A 24,845-nucleotide genomic window follows, 5' to 3' on the forward strand; every position below is an offset into this window, starting at 1 on the left:
ACCGAATCGTAGGAAGGTAATCCGATGAGAAGAACTCTTGAACTAAATCTTGTTAACGGGCTGGTTTCTTCATTTTGGAATTCAAAACACATCGTTGCTCAAATACCGGCAAGATGGCTTTCAAATAACAACGATATTGAAGTCTTATTTGGTTTTACCGATGATGATAATTTTTACAAGGAATCTTATGATTTTGCCGACAAATTCTCCCAGAGTTTCGGTCTTTCTGTATCAGAGCGGTTTGTCAAAAGCCCTGATAATAGAAAAAGCACGACAGGCGAACCAATTTCGGTCGCTAAAATCACACAAGCCCCACGTAATGGCCGAGACGAGATGTATATCATCGGCACAAAGAGTGATATCGAGGCATTCTTTGAAGTCATCAAAAATGATGAGCGGGCAACAGATATAATGTTTAATGCTCTTGTATAGTAAAAGCAAAACAAAACCAGGGGATCAAACATCCCCTGGGTAAATCACCACATTAAGTTTTTACCAAAATCACCGGTTGACATCACGTCAGCCGGTTTTTCATTTTCATTTGGTGGCTCAACACTCTTTACCGGTTTGACCGATTCCCTTTTTTGTTGAACCGGGATTTTAGCTTGTGGCTTTCTCACCGGCCTTGGTTGAACTTTTATCTCTTTGACAACCTCAACAGGTTGACGTGCCACATCTTCCTGTGGCCGCCCCGCCTCGATCCTGGCCAGACCTTCCGCGAGGATCGACCGGAGGATACTTGTGCGCGCCCGAGGTGGTAGGGTGGCTTGTAGTCTCTTGTAAGCCGCCAGAATCTCGGCATCACCTGGATCCGCCTCGTCTAGCCAGAGCCAGATGCGGCGGGCCGTCGTCGAACGGCCCTTCCTCATCATCACGGCTCACCCCCGCGCTCTCGCGTATTTCAGCAAACCGCGTGCATTGGCGAATTCAGGATCAACAGGGATTTCCACACCTCGCCAGTTTTTGACAACATCGCGGAACAGACCGGCACCACCGCCGACGAAAATCACCGCGCCCATCGTGGCCGCATTACCGATTTTCCGCTCGACCTCGCGCATGATCTGGCCACCCACATCCGCAACGGCTTCACGCAAAATGTCAGAGACATCCTTTTCTTCTCTGAACAATACAATTTTACCAGTGCGGACAGCCCGATCCATGGCTGCCGGTGATAAGCGAGGGGTGAAACCAAGCTGCTTTGTCAGCCCGTCCAGGAATGCCGCATGGACATCGAGGACACCCCTCCGTAGAGCACCCGACGATCCTTGGTCGATCGTCTTGCCGTTCAGGACAACCGCGATATCCGTTGTTGACCCGCCGATATCGACAACAGCAATAGAATCTGGTGCAACCCCAATTCGGGAATTGCCTTCCTCGGTGAGCGTATAGTCAAAGAAAGCCGCGATTGCCTGGCAACCAACACGCGCTTCTGAGACAACCGGCATGTTGGCCACCCCGCCGATGATGGACACCCCGCGCCGCAGGTTATCCATCTTTTTCTCTATGCGCGCCCGGTTGACCTGGCCGCTCGCGAAATACTCGTCGACCGGCAACGCAGTGAGCAGTTCAACCCGATCAGCGCTGGTATAACCCGCCTCAATCAGTGTGTGCCGGGTCAGAACGCGGTCAATCTGTGAAACGTGGAAATCCGGATGACGGGTTTCCTCACCCGGCAGGTCAGCCGAGCACACGAAGCGTGACCCTTCCTCCGTTTCATACATCCCAACCAGGTCGCCCGACAGGTCGATCACCCCGCCCGCACTGGCTGACCTGATCGCGGTGGGGATCTTCATCGTCTTGATCGACCCATCCTGCATCTCTCCGACCAGCTTCATTTGGGCCAACCCGTCATCAATGGCCACCCGCAGAACGCGGTTTTCAGGGACTGTCGGGATATCAAGGCTAGTATCAGCTACAGCTACGCTCATCGTGTGAATCTCCGTGTTGGAAGACATATTACGGATGATATAGCATAATATACAGCGGTCAACCCTCTTTTTGTGCTCGCGTGGTCACAAAAACTGTGTCGCAGGTGTGATCAACAGGTCACAAAAATCATAAAAAGTGTGATCAAAAACGTGATCAACAGGTCACAAAAATTGGATAAAAATGTGCTCTTACGGCCACAAAAATATGGTTAAACCCACCAAAGACAGGTCAACCAGCCCTGTTGGTCAGCCATGACCAACTCATTGTTTTTATTCTCTTTTTTATATATTTTTTTTAATGCAAGATAACATCTACGGTGCTGGCTGACCCAATCCCACACTGCCCGACCAACCCAAAGAGTGCCAACCAAATCGATAGAGATTGGCAGTCCCACACGTAGAGTGCCAACCAATCCCATAGTGGCCCGCCACAAAATATGCGGTCTACTACACGAATGCATCTCCGCAGATGCTCTTATATGTGTCAGCCTGTTCGAACTGATAACCGCACTCGGAGTGGAAAATGGCTTATCCTGCTGCGACATTTGAAATTGACCGATCCAGTCCGGAAGGGACGGCCAAGGCTGTCATATCGGCTTACCAGGCTCTGAATGAGTCCGATAAGGCCAGACTATGTGGCGAAGCGCATGACCATCTCTGTGCCGATGACGGTTGGTTTGCCGTCTCGATTACGGCTGACCAGGTTCAACTTGGCTTTCACACCGATTGCCTGTTTGCCGCGATCAACCCGGATGACCTAGCGGAAGCGGCGCGGATCATCACAGAGATGGCCAACCAGCTATGAAAAGGGAGATATTCGTGATGGCTGCCACAATGATGATGATGATCTCACCGCAGGCGATAGCTGGACAGACAAGCACCAGGTTCACCGTCGGTGTGCAGGTTGTCCGGTCCAGACCTGGCCGCGCTGTTCGACGCGGTAAGCGCTATATAACTAATGAGAGACACACACAGAAGGAGAAACCGAAATGACTATCATGCCAGCCCACCCGCCGATCGCGGCAATGGTCAGAGAAGCGGCACCACCATCCGAGATTGCCCACGTTTTTCACGGGATGGGCATATCTATCGGTAATATCATCGCTGAACAGATACCCAGCTTGCCGACCGAGCACTTTTTCGCCGTAGGGATTGAAAATAACGGCATCGGCATCGCCGCATTTGGCTTTGCTGCACTCTCAATGTGGCTCATCAAAACGATGATTTTTAACGCGATAGTGCGATGATCGTCCCGCTGTTTGTCGTCACAGCCTGGCTAGACGCCGTTCGCCCGATCTCATGATCCCGGATACCCAATCCCGGAAGTTCAAGCAAAGCCGGACTGGATAGCCCGACCGTCACATCGTTTGATCCTGGTGTGATAGTTACCGTCTCACCGGTCATCCCACCATCATCCGTGACCGCCCGTTCAACGATGGTTTGCTCCGCTTGTGCGGTCAGACCAGGATAATACAGCTTTGCTCTAGCAATATCTTGTGATGCCGCGCTGGCCTGGTCGGACACGCTGGACAGTGTTGCATACCAGTTGCCGACATCAACCATGATTGCTGTGAAGCCAAGACAAACGGGGGCAATCAAAGCGGTCATGATCGCGATAGACGCTTTTTTCTTCATGTGTGTCATGCCGTCGATATAGCGCAGCGCGCTATAGAATATATGTAATCCGATTTTAGAGATGGTCATGGCAGACAGAGAAGCAGAGCGTAGCCGAAAAAGGTTGAGCCGGTCGCTGGGAAGAGCGCCCAGCGCGTCACGCGTACTGGGCAGAGTTCACCGGGTCAGACAAGAGAAGACGAGGAATGTCGATCTTGCTAGGCTTGCTTGGACCATGGCGAGACATCCGAAATCGCCGCCACCACGCGTTGCTCCGGTCAGACAATATTCTCGTCGGGCATTCGTCAGAGTCAGGTATTCCGGTGCAAAAAAGGCTGGCCAATGGCGTGCTCATGGGGCTTACCTTGAGCGCGAGGGCGCACAGCAGGAAGGCGGGAAAGGTATCGGTTTCAGCGCGACCAGCGATGATGTCTCTGTGTCAAAGACGGCTGACGCCTGGCAAACGGCTGGTGACGACAAGATGTTCAAATTCGTCCTGTCGCCGGAAGATGGTGCGCGACTGGACCTGGTGGATTACACAAGAAAGGTTATGGCGCGCATAGAACAGCAGGTTGGCCAGCCTCTGGAATGGTGTGCCATCGATCATCACAACACAGACAACCCGCATGTGCATATCCTGGTTCGTGCGGACAAGAAGCTTTTTTTATCAAACCAGCTTATCAACAAAGACGCGCGCGAAATTGCAGGTGATGAAGCAACCCGCGCGCTCGGATACCGGACGGAAAAAGAGATCCAGGCCGGGCGCGACAGAGAGATAGAGCAGCGCAGATTCACCGGGCTGGACCGCGAGATTCAGAAAAAACTGGTCGCTGAACCGCCTCAAAAAGAGGGTGAGGCCGCACCGGGAACTTGGCTCGTCGAGATAAAAAATGTCGATAAAAACCAGCGGTATGCCGATCGTGTTTTGAGAGAGAAAAAGGCGCGCAGGCAGCACATAGCGAGACTGAAAGCGCTGGAAGAAATCGGCGTTGCAGAGAAAGTTGGTCACATGACGTGGCGGCTGGACGCCGGGTGGGACAAAGCGCTCAAAGAGTTGGAGACACTGAAAAACAGGTCGTCAATGCTCTTGCAGCACCGCGAGTTGATGACCGACCCACGCGCATTACCGGTCGTGACAAAACTGGAGCCGGGCCAGCGCCTGGTTGGTAGGGTGCTCGGCACAGGGATGAACGACGCAACGGATTCGGCTTACCTCTTGATCGAGGGGGCAGACGGTAAAGCACATTTTGTCTCCCAGACGGCTAAAATTGTCGAACTGCGCGGTGAAGGAAAATTGAAACCTGGCGAGATGGTTTCGCTGGAATCGAAAGTCAGCAAAACCACGGATCGACCTTTCCTCATTGTTGAAAGTCTCGGTCTGGAAATCCCTTCGCGCGGGTTTACAAGCGTGAAGATTCCCGACCAGATTCTTGATGCGGATTTGAAGCATCGTGAGAAAGCCGGGCTTCAATTGCCCGACCCGGAGGCAGCAAGGATGACCTCGGGTTTTGCAGGTCATTATCAGCGCGCTCTGATTGAGCGATCAAAGCGGCGCGCAATCGAAATCGAGAAAGCCGCAGCGGAACGGAAAGCCAGGGAAGAGAAGTGGCAGAAAGAGCGTGAAGAGCGGGCGGCAAGACGTAACAAACGGCGTAGAAAACGTGAGATCGATGATGAAATAGAATGACTCCAGATGTGGGATGCGCTATAATATACAAAGCGTAATATATCCCACGGAACGGAGACAAGCCCATGGCACTCGAACCAACCACCCGCCCGACCTCGATCGATGGCACGATCTACAGACTTCGCAATCGCGGCTTTGCAGCGGTGCGACAAGCTAGATCACCGGAAGCCAAACCGGATCAGGTTGAAAAAGAAGCTACCCCGGAAAGCAAACCCCAGGTTTCTATAACCGACACAGTGAGTGTGCCGGATCAGGTTAAGGCACCAGAGCCGGTAAGAGCGCCAGCACCCGAACCGGTCAGATCAAATGTGGTGGCTGACCCGTCTCTGCCGGAGAACACGCCCATCCCGGATGTCCCGCGCCAGGAGAATATCCCTGGTGAATCAACGGCCAGCCGTGCCGTGCAGTTCCGCCGTGATGTTGCGGAAGACATCATCAAGAGGCTGGAAGCCGGAACAGCGCCTTGGCAGAAGCCATGGGATCCTTCAGTCGGCTATGAAGGTGCGCCACGCAACGCCATTTCTGGCCGGGCGTATCAGGGGATGAACAGCTTCATTCTTCAGATGTCCTCGAAAGGCGAGGGCGACCCGCGCTGGATGACATACAAGCAGGCGGATGAGAAAGGCTGGAAGGTCAAGCCGGGCGAAAAGGGAACTCGGATCGAGTTCTGGCAGAGAGTTGAGCGTGATACTGACCGCGCTGAAGGTGGAGACAAGGGTAATAAAGAGCGCGAAGAAAATACCGTCGGTGAGAAAGACACGTATCTTGTCCACAAGACATATGTCGTCTTCAACGCAGCGCAGGTGGACGGAATTCCACCGCTTGAGCCGAAACCGATGCCGCCTGAGAAAGAGCGCTTTGAGCGGGCCGAGGCCGTGGCTTTGGCGGTCGGCGCGGAGGTCACAGAGTCTAAAAATGGCCGCGCTTACTATTCTCAGACGAGTGACAAGATCATGATGCCGCCACGTGCCGCTTTTGGCGAACCTGGCGGATATGAGTCCGTCCTTTTGCATGAAGCGGCTCACGCGACAGGTCATGAGTCTCGGATGAACCGGACGATGATCAACAGATTCGGTTCGCCGGACTATGCGCGCGAGGAATTGCGGGCGGAAATGGCTAGCGCGATTCTGGCGCGCGAGACAGGTATACCGCACAACCCTGATCGACATGCTTCATATGTCGAAAGCTGGGTGCAGGCGGTGAAGAAAGACCCGAACGAACTTTTCCGGGCCGCCGCAGATGCACAGAAAATCGCCGCATACATGGTTGACCGGGCGATAGAGAAGGGGGTCCAGATCGAACCGTCCGTCTATGAGCATCGGCGCGACCAGGAGAAATCCGGGCCTTCACAGGAGAGAGTTGCCGCCGCACCGGCTGTGAAGGTGCTCGGTCAGGATGTGCATCGCTGGTCAGGCAGGGTGACCGACATCGCGGAAGATCGCACCAGCGCCGTCATCCGGGCAAGCGGTCGCGATACGGTCATCAAAATGCCAGAAGGTCAGACTTTGCCGGATGGTGTTGAGAAAGGTGCGTATGGCAAGCTTGCCGCATCTCGTGACAACCAACCGGCTCGTTTTGTGAAAGAGGAAAAGCAGATCGACCGGTCGAAACAGCGCGAGCGTGGTGGTCGCGAAATCGGGATGTAAAAAATGTGCTATATTAGTCATACAAATGAAAGGAATGGCTAATCATGGCATCGCCGGTATATGCACAAGTCAAACTGGTCGGTCGATATGCTGATAAGCTTAGGCTTGAAGCAGAAGCCCGCCGCATCTCTTTGAACGCGCTTACATCAGAGTATGCGATCAAGGGACTGACCGACCCAGGCCCGGAGGATGACGCTCTTGCCGGGGTTGAGAAGCGTATTGTCTCAACCATCCTCGGCTTGCGGTCGGAAATCGATCGCTTGTCAGCAAGCGTCGATATCCTGGCCGCGTTGAATGACACGCTCGCCAAGATGCTTTTAATACACCTGCCGGAACCCCCTAGCGACGAACGGGAAGCCATATCAGCGTCAGCCATGGGTCGATACGAGAAGATGCTTGAAGCAACCGCGCGAAGCGGGTTCGACGCAAGACGACCGCGCGCTATTCAGCGCATCGTTGAACTGCTGGCGCGGGATTATCCGGATGTCTCGACCGAACCCGGCCCAGAGGGCGACCCGGACGATGTGGATGACCTGCCAGTCATGTCCGACCCAGAGCGCGCGGAATGACCCTCCGCAGATGCACTATATAATAGAATGAACACACAATGTTGGTAATCCGGCAAGGAGAATAAGATGAGAATGCTAAGAAGAAAAGGTGCTACGGCGATAGAATACGGTCTGCTGGCCGCGCTGATTGCGATTCCCGTTGTCGTTTATGCAGCCTCGGTCGGTAAGAACGACTCTGCGATTATGTGTACTGTGTCTAAATCGCTTGGAGGTAGTGGGTGTGGTCCGTCCGTTCCGAATGGTGTTTACGGTGTAGACCCGTTTGCTTCACCCTCTGGTTTTGGCGTAGTTCCGACTGGAACAGTATGTACATCGTCGTCACCATCGTCACCGATGCCACCACCCGGTAGCGGGTTAGTTGGTATGACAAGAGTATGTGTTGAATCGGACGGTAAACCTTACTCTGCATCAACGCTAATGTGGACAGCGGCGGACCCTTCTCAAGTGCAAATCCTTGTCATACCCGGATACGCGATATCAACTATATCAACAAATCCGCCGAATTTTACTTATAAAGCTCCCTACTTCCCTTCTAGTTGCTTGCCAGCCACGAGTCCGTCTGCTTTTACCTCACCCCCTGGAGCGGTTCGAATCAGTCCAACCGTTGGCGTCTATAATGAGGCAAACGGATATATAACCGGAGCGAGCAGTTTGCCTTCTTCGGACAGTATCACATTATGTCATTAGCAGACAGATAACCCACCAACCCCCAACAGCCCGGATTGACCGGGCTGTTTTCATTTCTAGCCCACCATTTCCGACATGGCCAAGCGTTGAAAATTCTAGAAAAACCAAGCTATTAAAGGGTTTTCAATCATCGCTTCCGCAGAAGTACATATAGTATGAGAGCCAGGTTGGCACTATATAATACTGACTACACACACACACAGACCACAGGAGACAAAAATGACAAATGAAATCAAACCAGTCGATATCAAGACCATGCCACGCGAGGCTTTCCGGTCCGGCGTCGGGGCGATCGCTTCGATGTTCCTGGCGATGGTTGCCGGTCACGCGGCATTCACATCTCACAGCCCGCTTGCATCTCTTGCAACGTTGATCTTTTTCGGCATGACGATCGGCATGTCCGGTGTCGCTGCTGTTCTCTATGTCGAGCAGGGCCACCGCGCGAAGCTGGAAAGCGAGATCGAGGAGTTGAAAGCTTCGCACGATGGCTTTTACGGCGATACATGTATCATGTCCGCCGATATCGCTTGTGTCAAAAAATATCTATCGGCGGTGCTGGCTGGTGAGACGGTCACATACGAAAAGCTTCAAGACGCCACAGGTTCTAGCCACGATGAAGTTTTGTGCTATGACGCTGAACTGGATCACCTCTTGAGTGCTTTGACAAAAAAGAGTGTATCTGATGCAACCGACTATCTTCTTGATCGCTTGACAGCAGAAGCCGAGGCTAGGAGAGCCGATAAAAGACAAATTTCTGACCTCATCTGATGAGAAGCCTGGAGCGCGGTGGCGTGCTATATAATATGCATGAGAAAGTCACACATCGCCGCGCTCTGGCTATCGGCTTCCGCGCTTTGTATCACACAAGCGCGGGCCGACATTCTGATTACGAGTAGCCAATCACCGGTCCCGCCTGGCTCTTGCGGTCAGCCTATATCCCCGGCTCACCACACTCGCAGATATCCGACCCTTCCGGTCAAGCCGGTAGCTAAAAGAGATGGCTTCCCCGGTCTGGATATCCTTCCTTACCGACCAACCCCGCCTCACAATGACTGGCGGATCATCATGGAACCGGGTGACCCGGCGCTTTTAGCATCGATCAGCCATGATGCGGTCGGCGCAGATGGAACGGCTATAGCACACCATCTTATTGCCGCCTTGCACGCTAGAGGTTTCCCGACCGTCCAAGCGGTTGTCGATCAGAAAAAATCGACAATCCTGCTGCGGGTCGCTCCCGTCTTTGCGAAATCCGGCCCTTTTAGTGGCTTCCTGCCGGGCGGGAAGACCGTGACACCTGGGCGTATCAAATCCGCTCTGCCACTCCTTAGCGCCGCCGCGATTGCTCATCATGAACATATCAACCTCGGATATGATGGCCCTGTCATGACAGCAACTGCCAGCCCAATGCCGGGGCGGACTTGGCATGTGGGTACGATCTTTTCTAGCTACGGCCCACGTTATGCCGGATCAGATGTCCTGTCCGGCTATAGTTATGCCCATATCGACGGTTTTGACCTTTCCGGCAGTGTGACCCGTGGCTTGCCTGGTTTGACACCAAAGCAGAGCCGTGGTGGTGCATATCTCGGTGAAGCAATCGAGATAAAAAGGCCAACCACGGCTGGTATTTTTAATCTCTCTTTCAGCCACGCGCATTATCTGACCGGTGGGCCAATTCAGCCGCTCCACTTGTCCGGTGATGTCACACAAGTCAAAATTGGTGACAGATATCCGATTTTGGATGGCCAGGTGTGGCTTCGTGGCGGTCTTCTCTGGTCTGGTGACACAGAGAAGCTGGGAGCGCTGAACTGGTGGACCAGGCAGCGTGACGCATCCGTCTATGTTGGTGCGAAAGGTAGCTATGTCTATCGGAGAGTAGATATTGCTTGGCGTGCCACGATTTTGCGCGGCATCACCGGATCGGACACAGCCGGTCCTGGACAGCCAAATCTGATGGGGCGTTGGTCATCAAGCTATACCGTTGAGCGCGGCAGGATCGAGGCTGGACGGACTGTCGGGCAGGTAAGACTCACCGGTAGTCTCGGCTTCCAGCACGGCTCTCCCGGCACACCACAGGTTGAGCAGGCTTATATCGGCGGGGAAAACCGGGGATCATCTTTCTTCACCGGATCTTTTGAAGCACCATCTGGCTACTGGTTGTCAGCAAAGATTGAGAAGGCCGTCCCGGTCCGGTTTACCGTTCATAATGTGCCATTCCTCGTCACGCCATATCTCGGCGTGAATGGTGGAACAGTCATGCCTGTGACCGGCCCGGCAGACAGTGTTGCCGCTTTCAGCATCGGCGCGGCGTTCAAAGTTGGTCGCCACATTTCCGGGCAGATCGGATGGAGTCATACGATTGCCGAACCGCGCGGCACAGGTCAGCACGATATGCTTGGCTTTGAAATCGTGACGGGATTCTGATCATGAAAAAGAAAATCATCGCCGCTTGCCTGGTCGCCGCGCTCGGAACGGGGACGGCTCATGCGGAAGGTCTGATCTATGAGAATAACATGCCATTTCCGCCCTGTGCGACCGCTTATGGTGGGCCGGGCCAGCCGGACACGCCCGCGCAGATATTACAGCCGGACGGTTATTTCACCGGTTATCCGCGCGAATTCGTCAATGTCATGACGTGCAGGGACACCCAATCCGGGCAGGTCGTCTGGAGCGTTGTCACGTCAATTTACGAAGTTGGAGGCTAATATAATGTCAACACGAAAAATGCTCGGGGCGTCACTCATCGCTCTTGCTGCTTCATCTGGAATTGCCTTTGCAACTCCGGCTCTACCGAGCGGTGGGGCGTTTACAACCGGCTCTGGTCAAATCAGCACGTCGGGTTCAACAGAGACTGTAACTATCACGCCCGGCGCGCTTACACCTGGCTCACCCGTGGCGATAAATTGGGCTGGTGGGTATGACGTTGCTGCCGGTAAGACAGTAACCTACGCAGCCGGTTCAGGAAGTGGCACACTGCCATCTGTTGTCGTCAACAACGATACAAGTAGTGCAGCAAGCACCATCGACGGGACGATCAACTCACCTGGTTTCACACAAGTCATTGTAAATCCGGACGGAATCAGCGTTGGCCCGAATGCGGTTTTACCAGGCAGTGTTGCGCTGGCGGCAGGCACATATGATTCCTCGACAGGGCAGGTCACGGCGTCAACAGCGCCCGTCACGATCGCACCTGGCGTGACGTACGGTGCGTACGGTGCCGTGCTGGGTGGCCCGCAATTCGCGTCAGCGTCAGTGACGGTCGATGCAACGACCGGGGACACGCTCCCTGACACGCATGGGACAGCCGCAGCAATAGATGTGCCAGCCCAAGTTACAAATGGTGCGACACAGAAATTCTCGCTTTACAAGAATCAGGAATTGACCGGCGAGTTCTTTAGCGGTTCATCAACCCCCGCGCCGGTCTCGATCGATGGCGGGTCAAAAAATGGTGTGACAGTCTCATCAATCAGCGTTAGCTCAACAAATGGCGGCGATATCACCGTCGAACACGTTGCGGCGTCTGGTGGAATTGTTGTCGGCGCAAACGCAAACGGCTTCAATATCGCATCGAACGGCACAACCACTGCTGGTGATTTGACCGCAGCGGGGGCGAGTGCCGCAGGTGGCGTTACAATCAGCGAGCAAGGGCCGGTCACGATCGATGGCAACCTGACCGCGACTGGTAAAGACGGTAGCGTCTTGATCACAACCAGCGGCGGTGATGCGTATGTCCCGCCTGGTCAGACCGGCTCCGGCTCTACCGTCACGATCGACCCGAATCTGTCTATGCTGGCCAGTGACGGGCAGGTCGATATCAGCGGGAATATCGTATCTCTCCCGGCCAGCTTGAACATTTCTGGCACGTCATTCCAGATATATTCGAACCAGCCTCTCGCCGGTTTGAACGGTAGTTCTGTGATCAACGTGACACAAAAAGGCGGACAATATGCTTCTTACACGCCGCAGCTTGCTGCACCGTCGATCTCCGGGCTGACAATCAACGATTCCGGCTTAAACTCGTATCAGTTTCAAGTTGAAGCAAATACGGTCACAGACTCAGTTTTTAATGTGCCGATGATCAGCTTCAACTCAGCCGGGTATGAGAGCAGCCCGAATTTCTACGACGGTGCGACGCTGACGCTGAAAAATATAAAACTCACAAATATTGGCGGCACCGGAGCACCGTCATTTCTCACCGTCGCTGGCACAGACACAAGCGTTGATATGTCCAACGTTACAGAAAGTCAGCCAGCGCAGGATCAGGCCACTAATTTTGATATTAAGGGCACACCAGACATCACGCTTTCTGGCTCAACTCTTTTCGGGACGGGACTGATTGGCGCGGGCAAGTCTACACTTGCTGGCGGCATTCCGACAAGCGGCAATATTACAATCGACAATACGACGATTACCAACACCGTCCCCGGCTCTGATCAGATCGTCGCCGCCGATGGTGGCACGGTCAATATCGGCGCAGGAAGCAAAATATCGATCAACCAAGGCGGGTCGTGTGACACATCCGGCCTGCCGTGCGACACGTATATCTCTGCTAAAAATGTTGGTTTTTCAACAGGTAATTCGGAGACCGCAAGCGGCTCAAACCTCGTCACAGGTTCAGCAAATGGAACAGCAAACGCGAATCCAGGTGAGACAAGTATCGCTGCCAGCCAGTTCTCATCGGGTGGCAATTCGATACAGATTTTAACCTCATTAAATGGTTCACAAAATGCTGGAACAGTTGGCACAATTAACGTAGCTGGAACACTTGATGCCGGTCATCCCGCTGTTGTGACGCCCCCTGTTGTCACACCTCCGGTGAGCAATGGTGGTGGGAAGACTACGGCACCTCCGGTGAGCAATGGTGGTGGGTCGAACAATAGCGGCGGGAAAACTACGGCACCCCCGGCGAACAATGGCGGCGGGAAAACTACGGCACCTCCGGTGAGCAATGGTGGTGGAAAAACCACGACACCTCCGTCGAACAATGGCGGCGGGAAAACTACGGCACCTTCGGTGAGTAATGGCGGTGGGAAGACAACAACTCCTCCGTCGAACAATAGCGGTGGGAAGACAACAGTGACTAAGCCGACCATTCCGCAAGCTGCGACAAAAATTGTAACAGTCGCCCCGGTTCAGATTGCGCCGTCATCATCGATCACGTCGATACAGCAGCGTGGATCAACTGTTCTAGTGCCAGAAACCCCTGGCTCAAATGCCGCGCCCGTCTCTGTTTCTCAACCCAGCGCGGGGCAGGTCGGCACACCCAGCGCTAGGAAGCAGTTGAGATGATGAAAAACCAGAACCGGGGCGTGACAGCCCCGGAAGACGCTATACTATCTGTCTAACACGCAGCACACACAGCGAAAGGACCGCCCATGGCACCGCTCGACGACTCTACATCTGTGGCGAACACAAGAGAGAAAGCAGACAAGACAAAAATCCGTCTCGACCATGATCGTGATGCCCTTCTCACCGATTTCGGCAGGGCTACTCTGAACGATCGATATGTCATGCCCGGTGAAACATATCAGGACATGTTTGCCCGTGTTTCCGCTGCTTTTGCCGATGACCAGGCGCACGCTCAACGTCTTTATGATTATATGAGCAAGCTATGGTTCATGCCAGCCACCCCTGTTCTTTCGAATGGTGGGGCTGGCCGTGGACTGCCGATATCATGCTATCTTACGGAAGTAGACGACTCTATGAACGGCATCATCGAGTCTTGGCGGGAGTCCGCCTGGCTGGCCGCAAATGGTGGTGGCATCGGTGTTTTCTATGGAAACTTGCGCTCAATTGGTGAGAAGGCCGGAGCAAATGGACAGACATCCGGCATCGTCCCGTTCATCCGCGTGCAGGATAGCCTGACGCTGGCGGTCAGCCAGGGTGGCATACGCCGTGGGTCAGCCGCCGCGTATATCCGGATCGACCATCCCGAAATCGAGGAATTCGTTGAGATGCGTCGCCCGACCGGGGGTGACCCGAATCGCAAGGCGCTCAACCTGCATCATGGTATCGCCATCACGGACGCGTTCATGCGCGCTGTTGAGGCTGACAAGATGTGGAATCTTGTCTCACCGAAGGATGGCTCTGTTGTCAAAACCATCCCGGCCCGGTCGATCTGGATACGAATTTTGACCGCGCGGATCGAGACAGGTGAACCATATCTCCTTTTTGTCGACACAGTGAACCGGACCAGGCCGACACATCACGTTTTGTCCGACCTGCGCGTAAAAAGTTCGAATCTATGTTCCGAGATTACCCTTCCGACTGGAATTGACCATCACGGTAAAGAGAGGACCGCTGCCTGCTGCCTCTCAAGCCTGAATTTGGAAAATTGGTTTGAGTGGCACAACCATCCGACGTTTATCGAAGATGTGATGCGCTTCCTCGATAATGTGTTGCAGACCTTTATCGACAATGCTCCGGATACGATGGCAAAGGCCAAATATTCGGCCATGCGTGAGCGGTCGATTGGTCTTGGCGTGATGGGGTTCCATTCTTTCTTGCAGGACAACGGGATTCCGTTTGAATCCGCCATGGCGAAGGCATGGAATATCAGGATGTTCAAGCATATCCGTGCTCAGGCCGATGCGGCTTCCAGGCTCTTGGCCGACGAGAAGGGAGCTTGCCCTGACGCTGCTGAATACGGCATCAACGAGCGATTCAGCAACAAGCTGTCGATTGCTCCGACAGCTTCCATTTCGATCATTGCCGGTAATGCCAGCCCTGGCATCGAGCCGATTGCAGCCAATGTATTCTTGCAGAAGACCCTTTCGGGAAGCTTCGCTGTAAAGAACAGGGCGCTGAAGAAGCTTCTGGCTTCCAAGGGACGTGATGACGACAAAACATGGTCGGAAATCACGCTGCACAAGGGATCTGTTCAGCATCTTGATTTCCTCACCGATGATGAAAAGGCCGTCTTCAAGACCGCTTTTGAAATCGATCAGCGCTGGGTTATCGAGCACGCAGCGGACCGCACCCCGTATATCTGCCAGAGCCAGTCGGTCAATCTGTTCTTGCCTGCCAATATTCACAAGCGCGACCTTCATATGCTTCATTTCCAGGCTTGGAAGAAGGGCTTGAAGTCGCTCTATTACTGCCGCTCACTGTCAATCCAGCGTGCCGAGAGCCGTTTGACAGAGCAGCAGCAGAAAGCCGCTCTGGATATGCCTATTGCCAACACTCGCGTTGACTACGAAGAGTGCCTGGCTTGCCAGTGATAGGCTCCGCAGAACTGCTATATAATATACATACACAGAATAGGAGACCAAAAAAGTGAGATATACAACCATCATAAACTCCAGGAACAACGAAGGGGGGTGATCCAGCATCTCCGGGTGCCGGTCCAATCCCAGCCCCGGTCAGGTAGCCCCGTTTCGGCGGGGCTGCTAAATTTCTGGATCACAATAAAAAATGGATCAGACAAGAATAGAGAAGCTTCGAGAAGCTTTGGCTCTCACAAATGAGCGAAATGCAGCTAGAGAGCGGAAACTGGCGAATTTGATATACATTGCATCCGCCATTGCACTGCTCGGTGTCGCGGGCGTCGCTATCAACAAGTCCGGCATTTTCATCAACATTACAACGTCGATGCCAGTCGGTTTTTATGAAAGCCAAGCGCTACCGGGAACGATAACCCCAGGTATGACCGTCTTGCTTTGCCCGCCATCACAGGAAGCCAGCCCGGCGATCAAGCAGGCTATCAAAGACAACTGGCTTATCAAGTCAAATAATACACCGTGTAAAAACCATCTCGTACCATTTCTAAAAAATATAGCCGCCGTGCCGGGGCAAAAAATATCGATAAAAATGTCAGGTATATATGTTGATGGAAGCAAACTTAGTAAAACTAAAATCCAGCCGGTTGCAAAAAACGGTGAAGCTATCGTGCATTATCCGCTCGGGACATACACCGTTAAGCCCGGCCAGGTCTGGGTCTGGGACAACTCGTCGAAATGGGCTTACGATTCGAGGTACTGGGGGCCAATACCGGTCGGCAACCTGATCGCATTGGCCAGCCCGGTGCTGACATGGTGAGCGAAGATATGATGACCGCTTTTCACGAAGCTGGGCATGCAATCGCTCGGATCGAGATAGAGGCGGCTCGACCGGACCTCATCGCGCCGGAGCCGCTTTTACTTGTGTCGATCATATCTGATGCCGCGCGACATGGTTATGCTGCTATGCCAGCCAGGATCACCAGCATCGACGATGTGAGAGATATAGACGAGTTGATAGACTATCGCGCGAGACTGAAAGCCCGCGTAGGTTTTTCAAAATCAAAGCTTTATCAAACAGTCGAAGCTGATATTATTGAGATACTTGCTGGTCAAGTCGCAGAAGAAGTTGCTGAAAAAAATCGTTGTCTTGAAGATGAAGATATTGAAGAGTTCGCACTACATTGTGCTGGAGATGGCTGGCTTTTTGAAAATGATATAGATGATATTACTAGAATACAAAAAAGAATGGCTTTACTTCAATATGACTATGTAAAATCATCAAAAATTGTCGTGCACACAATCTCTCTATTGCGCTGTGATACGGATTTCGGGCGAACAAAAATTTGCGAGATCGCCAAAATTCTGATGTCACGCAAGATCATGTCCGGTGACGATTTTCGTGAAATTTGGAGAAAAATATCATGATCCTCACCGGTCCAGCCTTGGCGGCGATGATCACGCGTTGTGCGCCGGGGGTGCGACCATCGACGATCGAGGCGATCATACGCGTAGAGTCGGGAGGACAAAAATATGCTTTGAACGACAACACATCCGGTCGCCATTATTTCCCTGCTACCGCTGATGATGCGGTGGCACTACTCACAAAGCTGGTTGACCAAGGCCACCAGGTCGATGCCGGGCTGATGCAGATCGACACAGAAAATTTTGCGAGATATGGCTTAACTCCGGCAACCGTTTTTAACGTTTGCACAAATATCAAAACAGGGGCGGCCATTTTCCGCGCGGGATACCATCGCGCCAGGCGAGCCGGATTTTCTGGTCAACCCGCTGTTTTTCACGCATTCGAAGCATACAATTCGGGAAAGCTCTATGGTGACGCACATTATGCAAACGCTGTCTTCCGGTCCGCTGGGTTGCCCGTCCAAATTTCGTCCGGTGTCTACAAGATTATATATCATCATCTACCTAAAAAATCCTGGTCCGGCTCACCTTTCTCGGCAGCATGGAATCCAGGTGCAGGCGGGTCTGATAAAATTATGAAGCGCGAAACGTTCGCGACGAACTGGCATGTGAAATGACGAGCAATATAAAAAAAGTCGTATTCGTCTCTGCCGGTCTATCCTGGCTCACCCCATGGTGGTGGGTTGGCCCGATTTTCTCTCTCATACTCCCTATTTTTGGGCCTCTCACAAAATCTAAGCGTGATCGGTTCGTGCTGGTCACCCTTTATTTTTTGTCAGCGAGTGCAGGATTGGTGCCAGGTGCCGGGGTTTTCTTCGGTCACGGTGCGACATCGTATATCCTCGGCCTTGCACTTTGGCTCGGGTCATCTTTAATCCTAGCCGCACCGTGGATGTGGGCTGACACTGAAAAGCCGTGGACGATCATCGTCGCGCTGGTCATTGACGCTGTGCCGCCGATCGGCCTGTTTGGCTGGGTGTCGCCGATTACTGCTGCGGGGATTTTATTTCCCGGATCGGGCGTCATCGGAATTGTGTTACTTTTTGCTTGGATTGTCTCTTTTCACTGGTATCTCAACGATGCTGGTTCTCGCACTTATCAAGCCATTTTAATTGCTAGCCTGGTACTCAATAGCAGCACAGGTTTCAACAAAAATATAGCACCGCTACATTTTTCAGCAGTGAATACCAATCTCGGACCGCAGCCGGAAAATCCGGTTAGCGTGATATCGAGAAATAGTAAAGTCATCGCGGCAGCACGGGCTGACAAGAGTAAAATTGTCGTCCTGCCGGAGACGGTCGCAACCTGGTTGCCAGGGACGGCGGCTCAATATGCAGCATCCGTCCCACCTGGCCGGACGTGGCTGGTCGGGGCGACAACACAGAAAAATGGGTCGCTCTGGGATAGTGTCGTCGGAGTAAGACGTGGCAAGCCAAGCAACACACTTTTCCGCGCTGCATTTCCCGTGCCGGTCAGCATGTGGCACCCTTGGAAAACTGGTGGATATGGTGCAACATGGGATGAGCCGGTGAAGACCATCGATGGCGTCAAGGTCGCGTCTGTGATCTGCTATGACCAGCTTCTGGTCTGGCCATGGCTGGAAGTGATGGTTGGCAATCCTCAACTCATCATCACCCCGCGCAACGATTGGTGGGCAAGGGGAACAGGGATTCCGAGGATACAGAGAGATACGTCTATAGCTTTCTCTCGCCTGATCGGCGCGCGGGAAATTACCGCGACAAACTGGTAATTCTTGTATTTTCTTTGTTTGAAAAATTCTTAAATGATAATCTTTTGTGGGTTGGTAGGATAATGACGTTATTTTTGATTATATTCGTATCTTGGATATTTTCTGTTATTTTAATTTCCCCATTTTTAATTTTATCGAGATATACCGGTAATTGATCATCCATCTCTAAAAGTGTCGCAAAGGGTATTTCTCTTCTAGCTGTAAAATGTCTTTTCTTATGTCTTGCTTTTCCAACAATTTTTAAATGTGCGTATTTTTTATGAAAATCAGAAAAGCTTTCCTTTAATTCCCCGGACGTAAATTTGCGGCCCGGTGATGGATAAACGCTCTCTGTTTTTAATGTCGAAGTATCTATTTTATTTCTGATCAGCCACGATGAGGCGATGATGGAGAATGGGATACCGTCATGGTCGACATGGCAATTTCGCTCGTCGATCCATTCCAGCGTCTCGGCGCACCACATCATGCCGGGTTGCCCAGCCGCCATGGCGGCCTTCCTGGCGATGACGCGGGCGTCCTCGACCTGGTGGTAAACCGCATTTCTCATCGCTTTATACACTGCTGATAGTCTGACCCATCCAGCGTCCGGGTTGACCATCGCACCAACGGCCAGCCGCGTGTCCAGGTCGTCCTCGGTGAGATCGACACGCCGGAATTTTATGACATTCCAGCCAGTATATGGATTCGGCGCTCTGAAGAAATAAGAAACCCCCGGACCGGTTTTCTCGGCAGCGCGGGGGTGATAACTTAAAACTTCGAAAAACAAGTCTTGTATTTTTTGATCAAATTTTATCTGGTAGTCTTTTGTATTTGCTGCATCATTTAATAGTCTGACCGCTACATCTATCTGTCTCGGTATTTCTATTTTATCATCTACAACAGGTGCAGGTGACGCATCCGGGTTTGGATCAAAAATCTTCCGACGATCTGGTCGCCGGAAGATAGAGTTGGGTGGTTTGATTAAGTTCGTCATACTTATAGTACATCTGCGGAAGCCGGTATCTCCTTGGTTTACAAAGAGATACCAGCTTCCCGCCTCGCTTTCTTTGCAGCGTGGAGTCGTGCCGCCCGCTCCCTCGTTTTCATTCTTTCTCTATTTCTGGATTCCTCGATCTGCTCTGGTGAAGTGTTGTTGCGATGTTTCTCGACAAGCTTCTCGGTCGGTGTGCCAATTCTCGTCTGAATTTTAGCATTCAACTTCGATAAAGATGACGAATCTTGTGATAGTGTGATTTTTATACTGTCTTTACTTGCACTCACTTTTTCTAAGACACTCTTTGCGTATTCACGCCCTTGGCGCAGAGAAACACTCATTTTATCTGCGATCAGCTTGCCGGGTGTATTATCTCTTTCATCACCGGACATGGTGATCTCACTGCGATCGAAGTGTATCAAGTGAGCGTTGTCGCGGATAAGACGATAAGCTGTATACTCTTTGTCTGTCAGCAAAGCAGCAGCGATCTTGTCTGCTTTAGCGAGTTTACCGTCAAGCTTGGCCTCCCGCTCTTCTCGCTCTTTCAACTCCTGCTGCTGCTCAAATCCATGCGATGTAACCCCGATCTTCGTCTCGATCGTCTGACCATTTTCGTCAACCTGATCGAGCGAAGAATTCTTCATATGCCCGGCTTCAAAGCGCCGGTCGGACTTCACTATCTCTACGAAAGACTGCGCAGCTTTTGTTTTGTCGCCGTTAAACTGTACGATCAAGTCAACAGTTGCTGCCCGAACATCTCGGTCATTCCACCCGAGATGCTTTTTTGCAACGCGGACTGCGGCACCATATTTTCTATCGATCTGATCATTTTCCATGCCATCAAGCAATTTGCCCGCCTCGATCGCTTCATTGCGAATTTCGCGGGCAAATTTCAGCGCTGCTAACCTGTCGATTTTCGGGTCGTCCTGGCCCCGCTGCTTTGCCAGTTGTCTATGTGATTTCTCAAGCCGGTCAGCCAATCCACCATTATCAAGACGCATGACCTGCACGCCAATGGCTAACCCTTTGACGAATTTCTTTCGATCTTCGTCGCTCATCCCCGCTGGGATGACATCATCGAACATTTTTTCGATCTGATCTGTTTCTGGCGCTTTTGAGAGCGTTTCGAGACCGATCTTTTTATCCGGTGAAACGAATCTCTTGTCAGCGCCGAGTTTTATCGTCTTTGTCCGTGCCATGGGCTTGTCTCCTTGCGAAGCATATCATACAGCTAATATAGCATCTAAACCGGCGCGCGGCACGCAATTTTTGATCTCTTTGAACCCATTTAGCGGTCCTCCCGCGCATATCAGAAAGTCCGTTTCGCCGGGGCAATCCACAGCGCTGTTGAGCAAAACCGTCTGTGTCTTTCCGCGCTCTGGTATTTCACTGCGACATAAAATTGGTCGATCTGGCCAGATTTCGGCGATCAAGGCTGCTGTAACATTGCGCGTCCAGATTCTTGAGTCTGTCCTGACCAGGATCGACGCTTCCGGCTTGAGTAGCCCTGCTGCGCGGTGAAGAATGGCATCAAGCATTGCGATGTATAAGCGCTTGTCGATATATTTTTGTGCTGTATCACCAAGGTCTGGAGATGCGCTATCACCGAGCATCCAGAGCCGAATCCAGTTGTCCAGCCGATAATTTGTCACGCCAAGGTACGGCGGCGACGTGATGAGTAGGTCGAACCGATAATCCGTTGTAGCCGGGTCGGGGAGGACATACTCTGCTGGGCCGAGCCGTATATCACATGGCTTGCCACAAGGAATTCCGTGGCGGTAACGATATTGTATTTTGCTTATTAAAAAATCTACCGGATCGATTTCTGGCGGCCTCATGCCACGGCTGGACCACCAGCGAATCGAGTAGTCCGGCGATGTCGGCCTCGACCCGTTCATCTGGTTGCTTAAACCGTACCCGAGCTTAGCGTGTATGTAGAGCAGTATGATCGCCATCAGCGTCCGGTCGGTCCGGCTACCTTTCCAGTCTAAACAACGCCTGGCGGAGCGTAGAAAGCCGAGGACGCGGGGCGACCAGCACCAAGACTGAAACTCATTTTCCGCTTGTGAATCCACATCAAGGATGCCAGCCTCGATATCGGATAGCCGCTCGATCAGGCGCATCATATCCGGCTCTGGGTCGCATTTTGTCGCTGTCCATAGCCATGCGATGGGTGACACGTCACAACCAAGTCCGGTCCTGCCGCTGGTCTTAGCCGCAAAGATAGTTGTTCCGCGCCCCATAAAGGGATCAAGCACAGAACCGTCTGGCGGACACAATTCGTTGATCATCCGTGATGCCCAATCAGCGGGCATCATGGCGAAATACGGCCCAACGCTAGACCAGAAACCCTCCGCATTCGGCTTCGGTGTTGGCATTACGCGCCGGTCTCGACTGGCGCGTCAGCTTCTGCTTCTACTATTGCCGATCGCTCTACAGAAATAGCGATTATAGCTTTCACATCACTCTCATCGAGATTTTTGAGCCACTCACCGAATCCGTGGAAATATGCGTGATTCAGGTCGGCAAAATCCTCGGCATTTTCGGCTATTCCTGCGGTGATGCCGGACATGGCGTCGTAAACTTCCATCGCTACCGCGAGATATGAAGTCGACAAAAACTCTTTGTCGAACCGTGCCAGATGGTCGGTATCCGGGGTTTTGGTTTGTTCAGTCATTGTATTACCTTTCTATTCTCCCGGCATATGTTGTGCCGGGAGTATGGTTAATATAGCGCGTTAAGCCGACACCATATTTTCGATCTTTGTCACCGGGCGACCGCGTTTCGGACGTTGAACGTTCGAGCGGTGAAGCGAATTAGCGATCGTCGTGACCGAAACGTTGATAGACTGTGCAATATCATCAACGCTCTTTCCGTTTTTGAAAAGCACGGCAATTAGTCTATCATGCTTTTCATCCAGCATTTTTGGTCTCATCATATTTCTCCATTTCTTGCGTCAGAGAAAACCATGTTTCTCCACTATATGTACATCTGCGGAAGCGTTTCAGAAAAGTGAGCTTATTTGCGCTTTGTCTTGACTCTTATGATGTGACTCTTCGCTCGGCTTGAACGTGTCTTGGCTCTGCTGAACTCTCGCCGCAACCTGCTTGCCCGCCTCAATCCCGGCTTCATCGAGCAAGCTGCGGCATTGCTCATCAGTCATTTCTGTCTCGACCGGTTCATCGTTTTCCGAACCGTCCGGTGGTAGTTCATCATCTGGTGGTAAGCTGTCATCGAAATCGTCGGCTTCCGCACCAATCGACACACCGAGATCGTCCAGTTCGGCTTGCTCCGCCTGGTCAACCTCGATTACCGGTTCAACGGCGGGGGCAACCGGATCCGGCTGGGTTTCAACAATCTGTTTGCCACCGGGATTCTCGGACCGCGTTTTCAGATAATCGCCTACTTCCGGCGCGGGCATCTTCGCGCGGCGCGAGAAAACAGGGTCAAAAAAGTATAGAATCTGTGTGCCACGAATAGGGGCGGAACCGGATGGGACGATCACCATTTCACCGGCGGCAACAATATCACCATTTTTGTTTTTCTCCGGCCCGCGCATACGGCCAACTTCGTCAGGTGTCATCAAATCACGCGCTTGATGTTGAATCGCACTGGATGACCCGCTTTGATATGGCATGAAAGCGCCGGCATAGCTGACCGAATGCGATTCAGATGTGATCGTCATTTTGCCAAGCTGATCGCTCACATATTTTGCCGTGTCCTGCTGGTTCGTCGCGTAGTAAATGCGGACGTGACAGTTCGACATGACAGACTCATAATTAGAGTATGCCGCCTGCAACTGAATTCTGTCCTGGCAAATAAGGTAAGCCTTTATGCCATAACCGGCAATATAAGCCAGGGCTTCTTCAACGATCTGAATTTTACCAAGTGACGGAAATTCGTCGATCAAAAGCAACAGGCGGTGCTTGTAGCTTGCAACACTCCGCCCGTCTTTGAATTCCATTTTTTCAGTCAACCGCCTGATGATCTGGCTGATCATCAAGCGTATGAGCGGCTTCAACCGGTCTTTGTCAGCCGGTGGAGGGACGATGTATAGGCTGTATGGATGGTCGTCGTTCATTAAGTCTGTGATGTGAAAATCGGATTTGCTCACAACAGAAGCGACCATCGGGTCACGATAAAGCGAAAGAAAAGACATGGCGGTTGAAATAACGCCGGACTTCTCATTTGAAGCCTTATTTAGCATTTCTTGTGCTGATTCAGCAATTACTCTATGTGTGTTTGTAATAGTGCCGTCCGGCATTTTGTATTTTAGATATTCTGGTGGATTATGATCATACTCCATCATTTCTTTGAAAACTGCATCGACACCGGACAGATTCGGTCCAGATTCAGGGTCGCCCCCTTCCTCATCGTCATCATCGTCGATGGCGGGCCGGGATAGAAGTGATGCGACAGATGCTAATGTTTTCTCTTCAATTTCGCGGCAGTACAAAACATGTAGAATGACGCCGACTAGCAGCGCGTAGCCGGTCTTCGCCCAATGGTCCGCCATGCCTTTTCCGTCTGGGTCAACGATCATCGTCGCGATATTCTGCGCGTCACTGATCTCACGCTGTGTGCCTTTGCGTATTTCAAGAAGCGGATTGAAATGACAACTACGCCACGGCTCAGTCGGACTGAAACGAAGTGTGCGCTGGCCGACACTTGCACGCCAGCCAGCAGTCAACTCAAAGTTCTCACCCTTCACGTCATAAACAACCGCCGATCCGCGCCAGGCTAGCAGAGTCGGGATGACAAGACCGACACCTTTACCCGATCGGGTAGGGGCGAGACCGATGATATGCTCTGGCCCCGAGTGCTGGAGATAGGTCATCTTCTTGGATTTCGGATCGACCCACCCGCCAACATAGCAGACATGCCGGTTGTCACCATTCGGATCGGGCAACAACGCTGCTTTTTCAATCTCTTGACGGTTTGCCCAATGCGCGGAGCCGTGGATGTCGCTCTTGTATATCTTATCTTTTGCTCTCTTTGCTTTCCGCAAGCCGAGGGCGAACATCGGGAGTGTGCAGGCAGTAAAAGTAGCACCGGCAGCAACGACGGCTTGCATCGCGCCGTGGGATGCACTGTGCTTCAAAGCCGTCACGACGACCGGCATCAAGCTGTAAATCGGGATACCTACCGCTTTTGCGGGAAGAAATGGCTTACCGAACCACCACGGGTTGTGTAACATTGCGCCAGCGATTGTCCCGCCGACGAAATTGCCGATAAACGCACCGAACGCGGTTGAAATCAGAATGTCGTTGCCGCGATTGCGATAAGCCTGCATCGCGCGGACATCGGGTAGAATCGGCCCGCTTTGCTGCGTTTGTGACATCTTTTAGATCA

At 52.3% G+C, this 24,845-nt stretch carries 25 protein-coding genes; 16 read left to right on the forward strand and 9 right to left on the reverse strand.

Translation table 11 applies throughout. The features are described from left to right. Nucleotides 1-24 precede the first annotated feature (24 nt). Complete coding sequence (locus APM_RS21600) at nucleotides 25-432, forward strand: hypothetical protein (RefSeq protein WP_007424053.1); 408 nt, start codon at nucleotides 25-27, stop codon at nucleotides 430-432. Between the two features lie 44 nt (nucleotides 433-476). Here the strand turns inward: APM_RS21600 and APM_RS21605 are convergent, their stop codons facing one another. Beyond that, complete coding sequence (locus tag APM_RS21605) at nucleotides 477-872, reverse strand: hypothetical protein (protein WP_138919213.1); 396 nt, start codon at nucleotides 870-872, stop codon at nucleotides 477-479. Nucleotides 873-878: 6 nt separating this feature from the next. After that, a complete protein-coding gene (gene parM, locus APM_RS14150; protein ID WP_007424054.1) occupies nucleotides 879-1,928 on the reverse strand; it encodes a ParM/StbA family protein in 1,050 nt (349 codons plus the stop codon). Between the two features lie 523 nt (nucleotides 1,929-2,451). Here parM and APM_RS14155 point away from each other — a divergent pair. Continuing rightward, entirely contained in the window at nucleotides 2,452-2,733 is a 282-nt protein-coding gene (locus tag APM_RS14155; RefSeq protein WP_039888876.1) for a hypothetical protein, read from the forward strand. Between the two features lie 184 nt (nucleotides 2,734-2,917). After that, nucleotides 2,918-3,175: a hypothetical protein gene (locus APM_RS21610; RefSeq protein ID WP_138919214.1), complete on the forward strand. Its 258-nt coding sequence runs from the start codon at nucleotides 2,918-2,920 to the stop codon at nucleotides 3,173-3,175. On the opposite strand, the gene APM_RS21615 is transcribed toward APM_RS21610, so the two are convergent. Next, entirely contained in the window at nucleotides 3,156-3,632 is a 477-nt protein-coding gene (locus APM_RS21615) for a TadE/TadG family type IV pilus assembly protein (protein ID WP_007424055.1), read from the reverse strand. The genes APM_RS21610 and APM_RS21615 overlap by 20 nt on opposite strands. 145 nt (nucleotides 3,633-3,777) lie before the next feature. On the opposite strand from APM_RS21615, the gene APM_RS20540 reads away from it, so the two are divergent. From APM_RS20540 to APM_RS21635, 13 genes are all read left to right on the forward strand, one after another. Next, a complete protein-coding gene (locus tag APM_RS20540; RefSeq protein WP_007424056.1) occupies nucleotides 3,778-5,229 on the forward strand; it encodes a DUF3363 domain-containing protein in 1,452 nt (483 codons plus the stop codon). Nucleotides 5,230-5,294: 65 nt separating this feature from the next. Further along, entirely contained in the window at nucleotides 5,295-6,875 is a 1,581-nt protein-coding gene (locus APM_RS14165; RefSeq protein ID WP_007424057.1) for an ArdC family protein, read from the forward strand. A 44-nt stretch (nucleotides 6,876-6,919) separates the two neighbouring features. Beyond that, complete coding sequence (locus APM_RS14170; RefSeq protein WP_007424058.1) at nucleotides 6,920-7,444, forward strand: hypothetical protein; 525 nt, start codon at nucleotides 6,920-6,922, stop codon at nucleotides 7,442-7,444. 72 nt (nucleotides 7,445-7,516) lie between these two features. Beyond that, complete coding sequence (locus APM_RS20545; RefSeq protein ID WP_241763168.1) at nucleotides 7,517-8,131, forward strand: Flp family type IVb pilin; 615 nt, start codon at nucleotides 7,517-7,519, stop codon at nucleotides 8,129-8,131. A gap of 219 nt (nucleotides 8,132-8,350) precedes the next feature. After that, nucleotides 8,351-8,899 (forward strand): hypothetical protein, encoded by a 549-nt coding sequence (locus APM_RS14180; protein ID WP_007424059.1) that lies wholly within the window; start codon nucleotides 8,351-8,353, stop codon nucleotides 8,897-8,899. A 297-nt stretch (nucleotides 8,900-9,196) separates the two neighbouring features. Then, nucleotides 9,197-10,552, forward strand: a complete 1,356-nt coding sequence (locus APM_RS21620; RefSeq protein WP_007424060.1) for a hypothetical protein — start codon at nucleotides 9,197-9,199, stop codon at nucleotides 10,550-10,552. 2 nt (nucleotides 10,553-10,554) lie between these two features. Beyond that, nucleotides 10,555-10,833 carry a hypothetical protein gene (locus tag APM_RS14190; RefSeq protein ID WP_039888881.1) on the forward strand — a complete coding sequence of 93 codons (279 nt, stop codon included), beginning with the start codon at nucleotides 10,555-10,557 and terminating at the stop codon, nucleotides 10,831-10,833. Between the two features lie 4 nt (nucleotides 10,834-10,837). Next, entirely contained in the window at nucleotides 10,838-13,417 is a 2,580-nt protein-coding gene (locus tag APM_RS21625) for a hypothetical protein (protein WP_007424061.1), read from the forward strand. 86 nt (nucleotides 13,418-13,503) lie between these two features. Further along, on the forward strand, nucleotides 13,504-15,348 hold the full coding sequence (locus APM_RS14195) for a ribonucleoside-diphosphate reductase subunit alpha (protein ID WP_007424062.1): 1,845 nt from the start codon (nucleotides 13,504-13,506) through the stop codon (nucleotides 15,346-15,348). Between the two features lie 193 nt (nucleotides 15,349-15,541). Next, nucleotides 15,542-16,165 (forward strand): S26 family signal peptidase, encoded by a 624-nt coding sequence (locus APM_RS20550; protein WP_083818692.1) that lies wholly within the window; start codon nucleotides 15,542-15,544, stop codon nucleotides 16,163-16,165. After that, on the forward strand, nucleotides 16,159-16,773 hold the full coding sequence (locus APM_RS21630) for a hypothetical protein (RefSeq protein WP_206740700.1): 615 nt from the start codon (nucleotides 16,159-16,161) through the stop codon (nucleotides 16,771-16,773). Before APM_RS20550 ends, APM_RS21630 begins: the two co-directional genes overlap by 7 nt. Then, nucleotides 16,770-17,387 (forward strand): lytic transglycosylase domain-containing protein, encoded by a 618-nt coding sequence (locus APM_RS20555; RefSeq protein ID WP_007424065.1) that lies wholly within the window; start codon nucleotides 16,770-16,772, stop codon nucleotides 17,385-17,387. Before APM_RS21630 ends, APM_RS20555 begins: the two co-directional genes overlap by 4 nt. A gap of 134 nt (nucleotides 17,388-17,521) precedes the next feature. Beyond that, nucleotides 17,522-18,520 (forward strand): nitrilase-related carbon-nitrogen hydrolase, encoded by a 999-nt coding sequence (locus APM_RS21635; protein ID WP_158005001.1) that lies wholly within the window; start codon nucleotides 17,522-17,524, stop codon nucleotides 18,518-18,520. Here APM_RS21635 and APM_RS21640 read toward each other — a convergent pair. The 6 genes from APM_RS21640 to APM_RS14215 form a co-directional block, all read right to left on the reverse strand. After that, entirely contained in the window at nucleotides 18,501-19,493 is a 993-nt protein-coding gene (locus tag APM_RS21640) for a hypothetical protein (RefSeq protein WP_007424067.1), read from the reverse strand. The two genes, APM_RS21635 and APM_RS21640, sit on opposite strands and share 20 nt — an antisense overlap. 38 nt (nucleotides 19,494-19,531) lie before the next feature. Further along, a complete protein-coding gene (locus APM_RS21645) occupies nucleotides 19,532-20,692 on the reverse strand; it encodes a hypothetical protein (RefSeq protein WP_007424068.1) in 1,161 nt (386 codons plus the stop codon). Between the two features lie 24 nt (nucleotides 20,693-20,716). Further along, on the reverse strand, nucleotides 20,717-21,871 hold the full coding sequence (locus APM_RS20560) for a DNA methyltransferase (RefSeq protein WP_083818693.1): 1,155 nt from the start codon (nucleotides 21,869-21,871) through the stop codon (nucleotides 20,717-20,719). Then, a complete protein-coding gene (locus APM_RS14210) occupies nucleotides 21,871-22,170 on the reverse strand; it encodes a hypothetical protein (protein WP_039888884.1) in 300 nt (99 codons plus the stop codon). The genes APM_RS20560 and APM_RS14210 overlap by 1 nt, the downstream gene beginning before the upstream one ends. Before the next feature lie 60 nt (nucleotides 22,171-22,230). Next, on the reverse strand, nucleotides 22,231-22,416 hold the full coding sequence (locus tag APM_RS21650; protein ID WP_158005002.1) for a helix-turn-helix domain-containing protein: 186 nt from the start codon (nucleotides 22,414-22,416) through the stop codon (nucleotides 22,231-22,233). Between the two features lie 81 nt (nucleotides 22,417-22,497). Beyond that, nucleotides 22,498-24,834, reverse strand: coding sequence for a type IV secretory system conjugative DNA transfer family protein (locus APM_RS14215; RefSeq protein ID WP_007424070.1), 2,337 nt, complete (start codon nucleotides 24,832-24,834; stop codon nucleotides 22,498-22,500). Nucleotides 24,835-24,845: the final 11 nt, after the last annotated feature.

This window comes from Acidiphilium sp. PM, from assembly GCF_000219295.1.
In the GTDB taxonomy this organism is placed as follows: Bacteria; Pseudomonadota; Alphaproteobacteria; order Acetobacterales; family Acetobacteraceae; genus Acidiphilium; species Acidiphilium multivorum.

Coding starts and splice junctions, on each gene's coding strand:
- APM_RS21600 (WP_007424053.1), top strand. CDS start 25: ATGAGAAGAACTCTTGAACTAAATCTTGTTAACGGGCTGGTTTCTTCA.
- APM_RS21605 (WP_138919213.1), bottom strand. CDS start 872: ATGATGAGGAAGGGCCGTTCGACGACGGCCCGCCGCATCTGGCTCTGG.
- parM (WP_007424054.1), bottom strand. CDS start 1,928: ATGAGCGTAGCTGTAGCTGATACTAGCCTTGATATCCCGACAGTCCCT.
- APM_RS14155 (WP_039888876.1), top strand. CDS start 2,452: ATGGCTTATCCTGCTGCGACATTTGAAATTGACCGATCCAGTCCGGAA.
- APM_RS21610 (WP_138919214.1), top strand. CDS start 2,918: ATGACTATCATGCCAGCCCACCCGCCGATCGCGGCAATGGTCAGAGAA.
- APM_RS21615 (WP_007424055.1), bottom strand. CDS start 3,632: ATGACCATCTCTAAAATCGGATTACATATATTCTATAGCGCGCTGCGC.
- APM_RS20540 (WP_007424056.1), top strand. CDS start 3,778: ATGGCGAGACATCCGAAATCGCCGCCACCACGCGTTGCTCCGGTCAGA.
- APM_RS14165 (WP_007424057.1), top strand. CDS start 5,295: ATGGCACTCGAACCAACCACCCGCCCGACCTCGATCGATGGCACGATC.
- APM_RS14170 (WP_007424058.1), top strand. CDS start 6,920: ATGGCATCGCCGGTATATGCACAAGTCAAACTGGTCGGTCGATATGCT.
- APM_RS20545 (WP_241763168.1), top strand. CDS start 7,517: ATGCTAAGAAGAAAAGGTGCTACGGCGATAGAATACGGTCTGCTGGCC.
- APM_RS14180 (WP_007424059.1), top strand. CDS start 8,351: ATGACAAATGAAATCAAACCAGTCGATATCAAGACCATGCCACGCGAG.
- APM_RS21620 (WP_007424060.1), top strand. CDS start 9,197: ATGGAACCGGGTGACCCGGCGCTTTTAGCATCGATCAGCCATGATGCG.
- APM_RS14190 (WP_039888881.1), top strand. CDS start 10,555: ATGAAAAAGAAAATCATCGCCGCTTGCCTGGTCGCCGCGCTCGGAACG.
- APM_RS21625 (WP_007424061.1), top strand. CDS start 10,838: ATGTCAACACGAAAAATGCTCGGGGCGTCACTCATCGCTCTTGCTGCT.
- APM_RS14195 (WP_007424062.1), top strand. CDS start 13,504: ATGGCACCGCTCGACGACTCTACATCTGTGGCGAACACAAGAGAGAAA.
- APM_RS20550 (WP_083818692.1), top strand. CDS start 15,542: ATGGATCAGACAAGAATAGAGAAGCTTCGAGAAGCTTTGGCTCTCACA.
- APM_RS21630 (WP_206740700.1), top strand. CDS start 16,159: ATGGTGAGCGAAGATATGATGACCGCTTTTCACGAAGCTGGGCATGCA.
- APM_RS20555 (WP_007424065.1), top strand. CDS start 16,770: ATGATCCTCACCGGTCCAGCCTTGGCGGCGATGATCACGCGTTGTGCG.
- APM_RS21640 (WP_007424067.1), bottom strand. CDS start 19,493: ATGACGAACTTAATCAAACCACCCAACTCTATCTTCCGGCGACCAGAT.
- APM_RS21645 (WP_007424068.1), bottom strand. CDS start 20,692: ATGGCACGGACAAAGACGATAAAACTCGGCGCTGACAAGAGATTCGTT.
- APM_RS20560 (WP_083818693.1), bottom strand. CDS start 21,871: ATGCCAACACCGAAGCCGAATGCGGAGGGTTTCTGGTCTAGCGTTGGG.
- APM_RS14210 (WP_039888884.1), bottom strand. CDS start 22,170: ATGACTGAACAAACCAAAACCCCGGATACCGACCATCTGGCACGGTTC.
- APM_RS21650 (WP_158005002.1), bottom strand. CDS start 22,416: ATGCTGGATGAAAAGCATGATAGACTAATTGCCGTGCTTTTCAAAAAC.
- APM_RS14215 (WP_007424070.1), bottom strand. CDS start 24,834: ATGTCACAAACGCAGCAAAGCGGGCCGATTCTACCCGATGTCCGCGCG.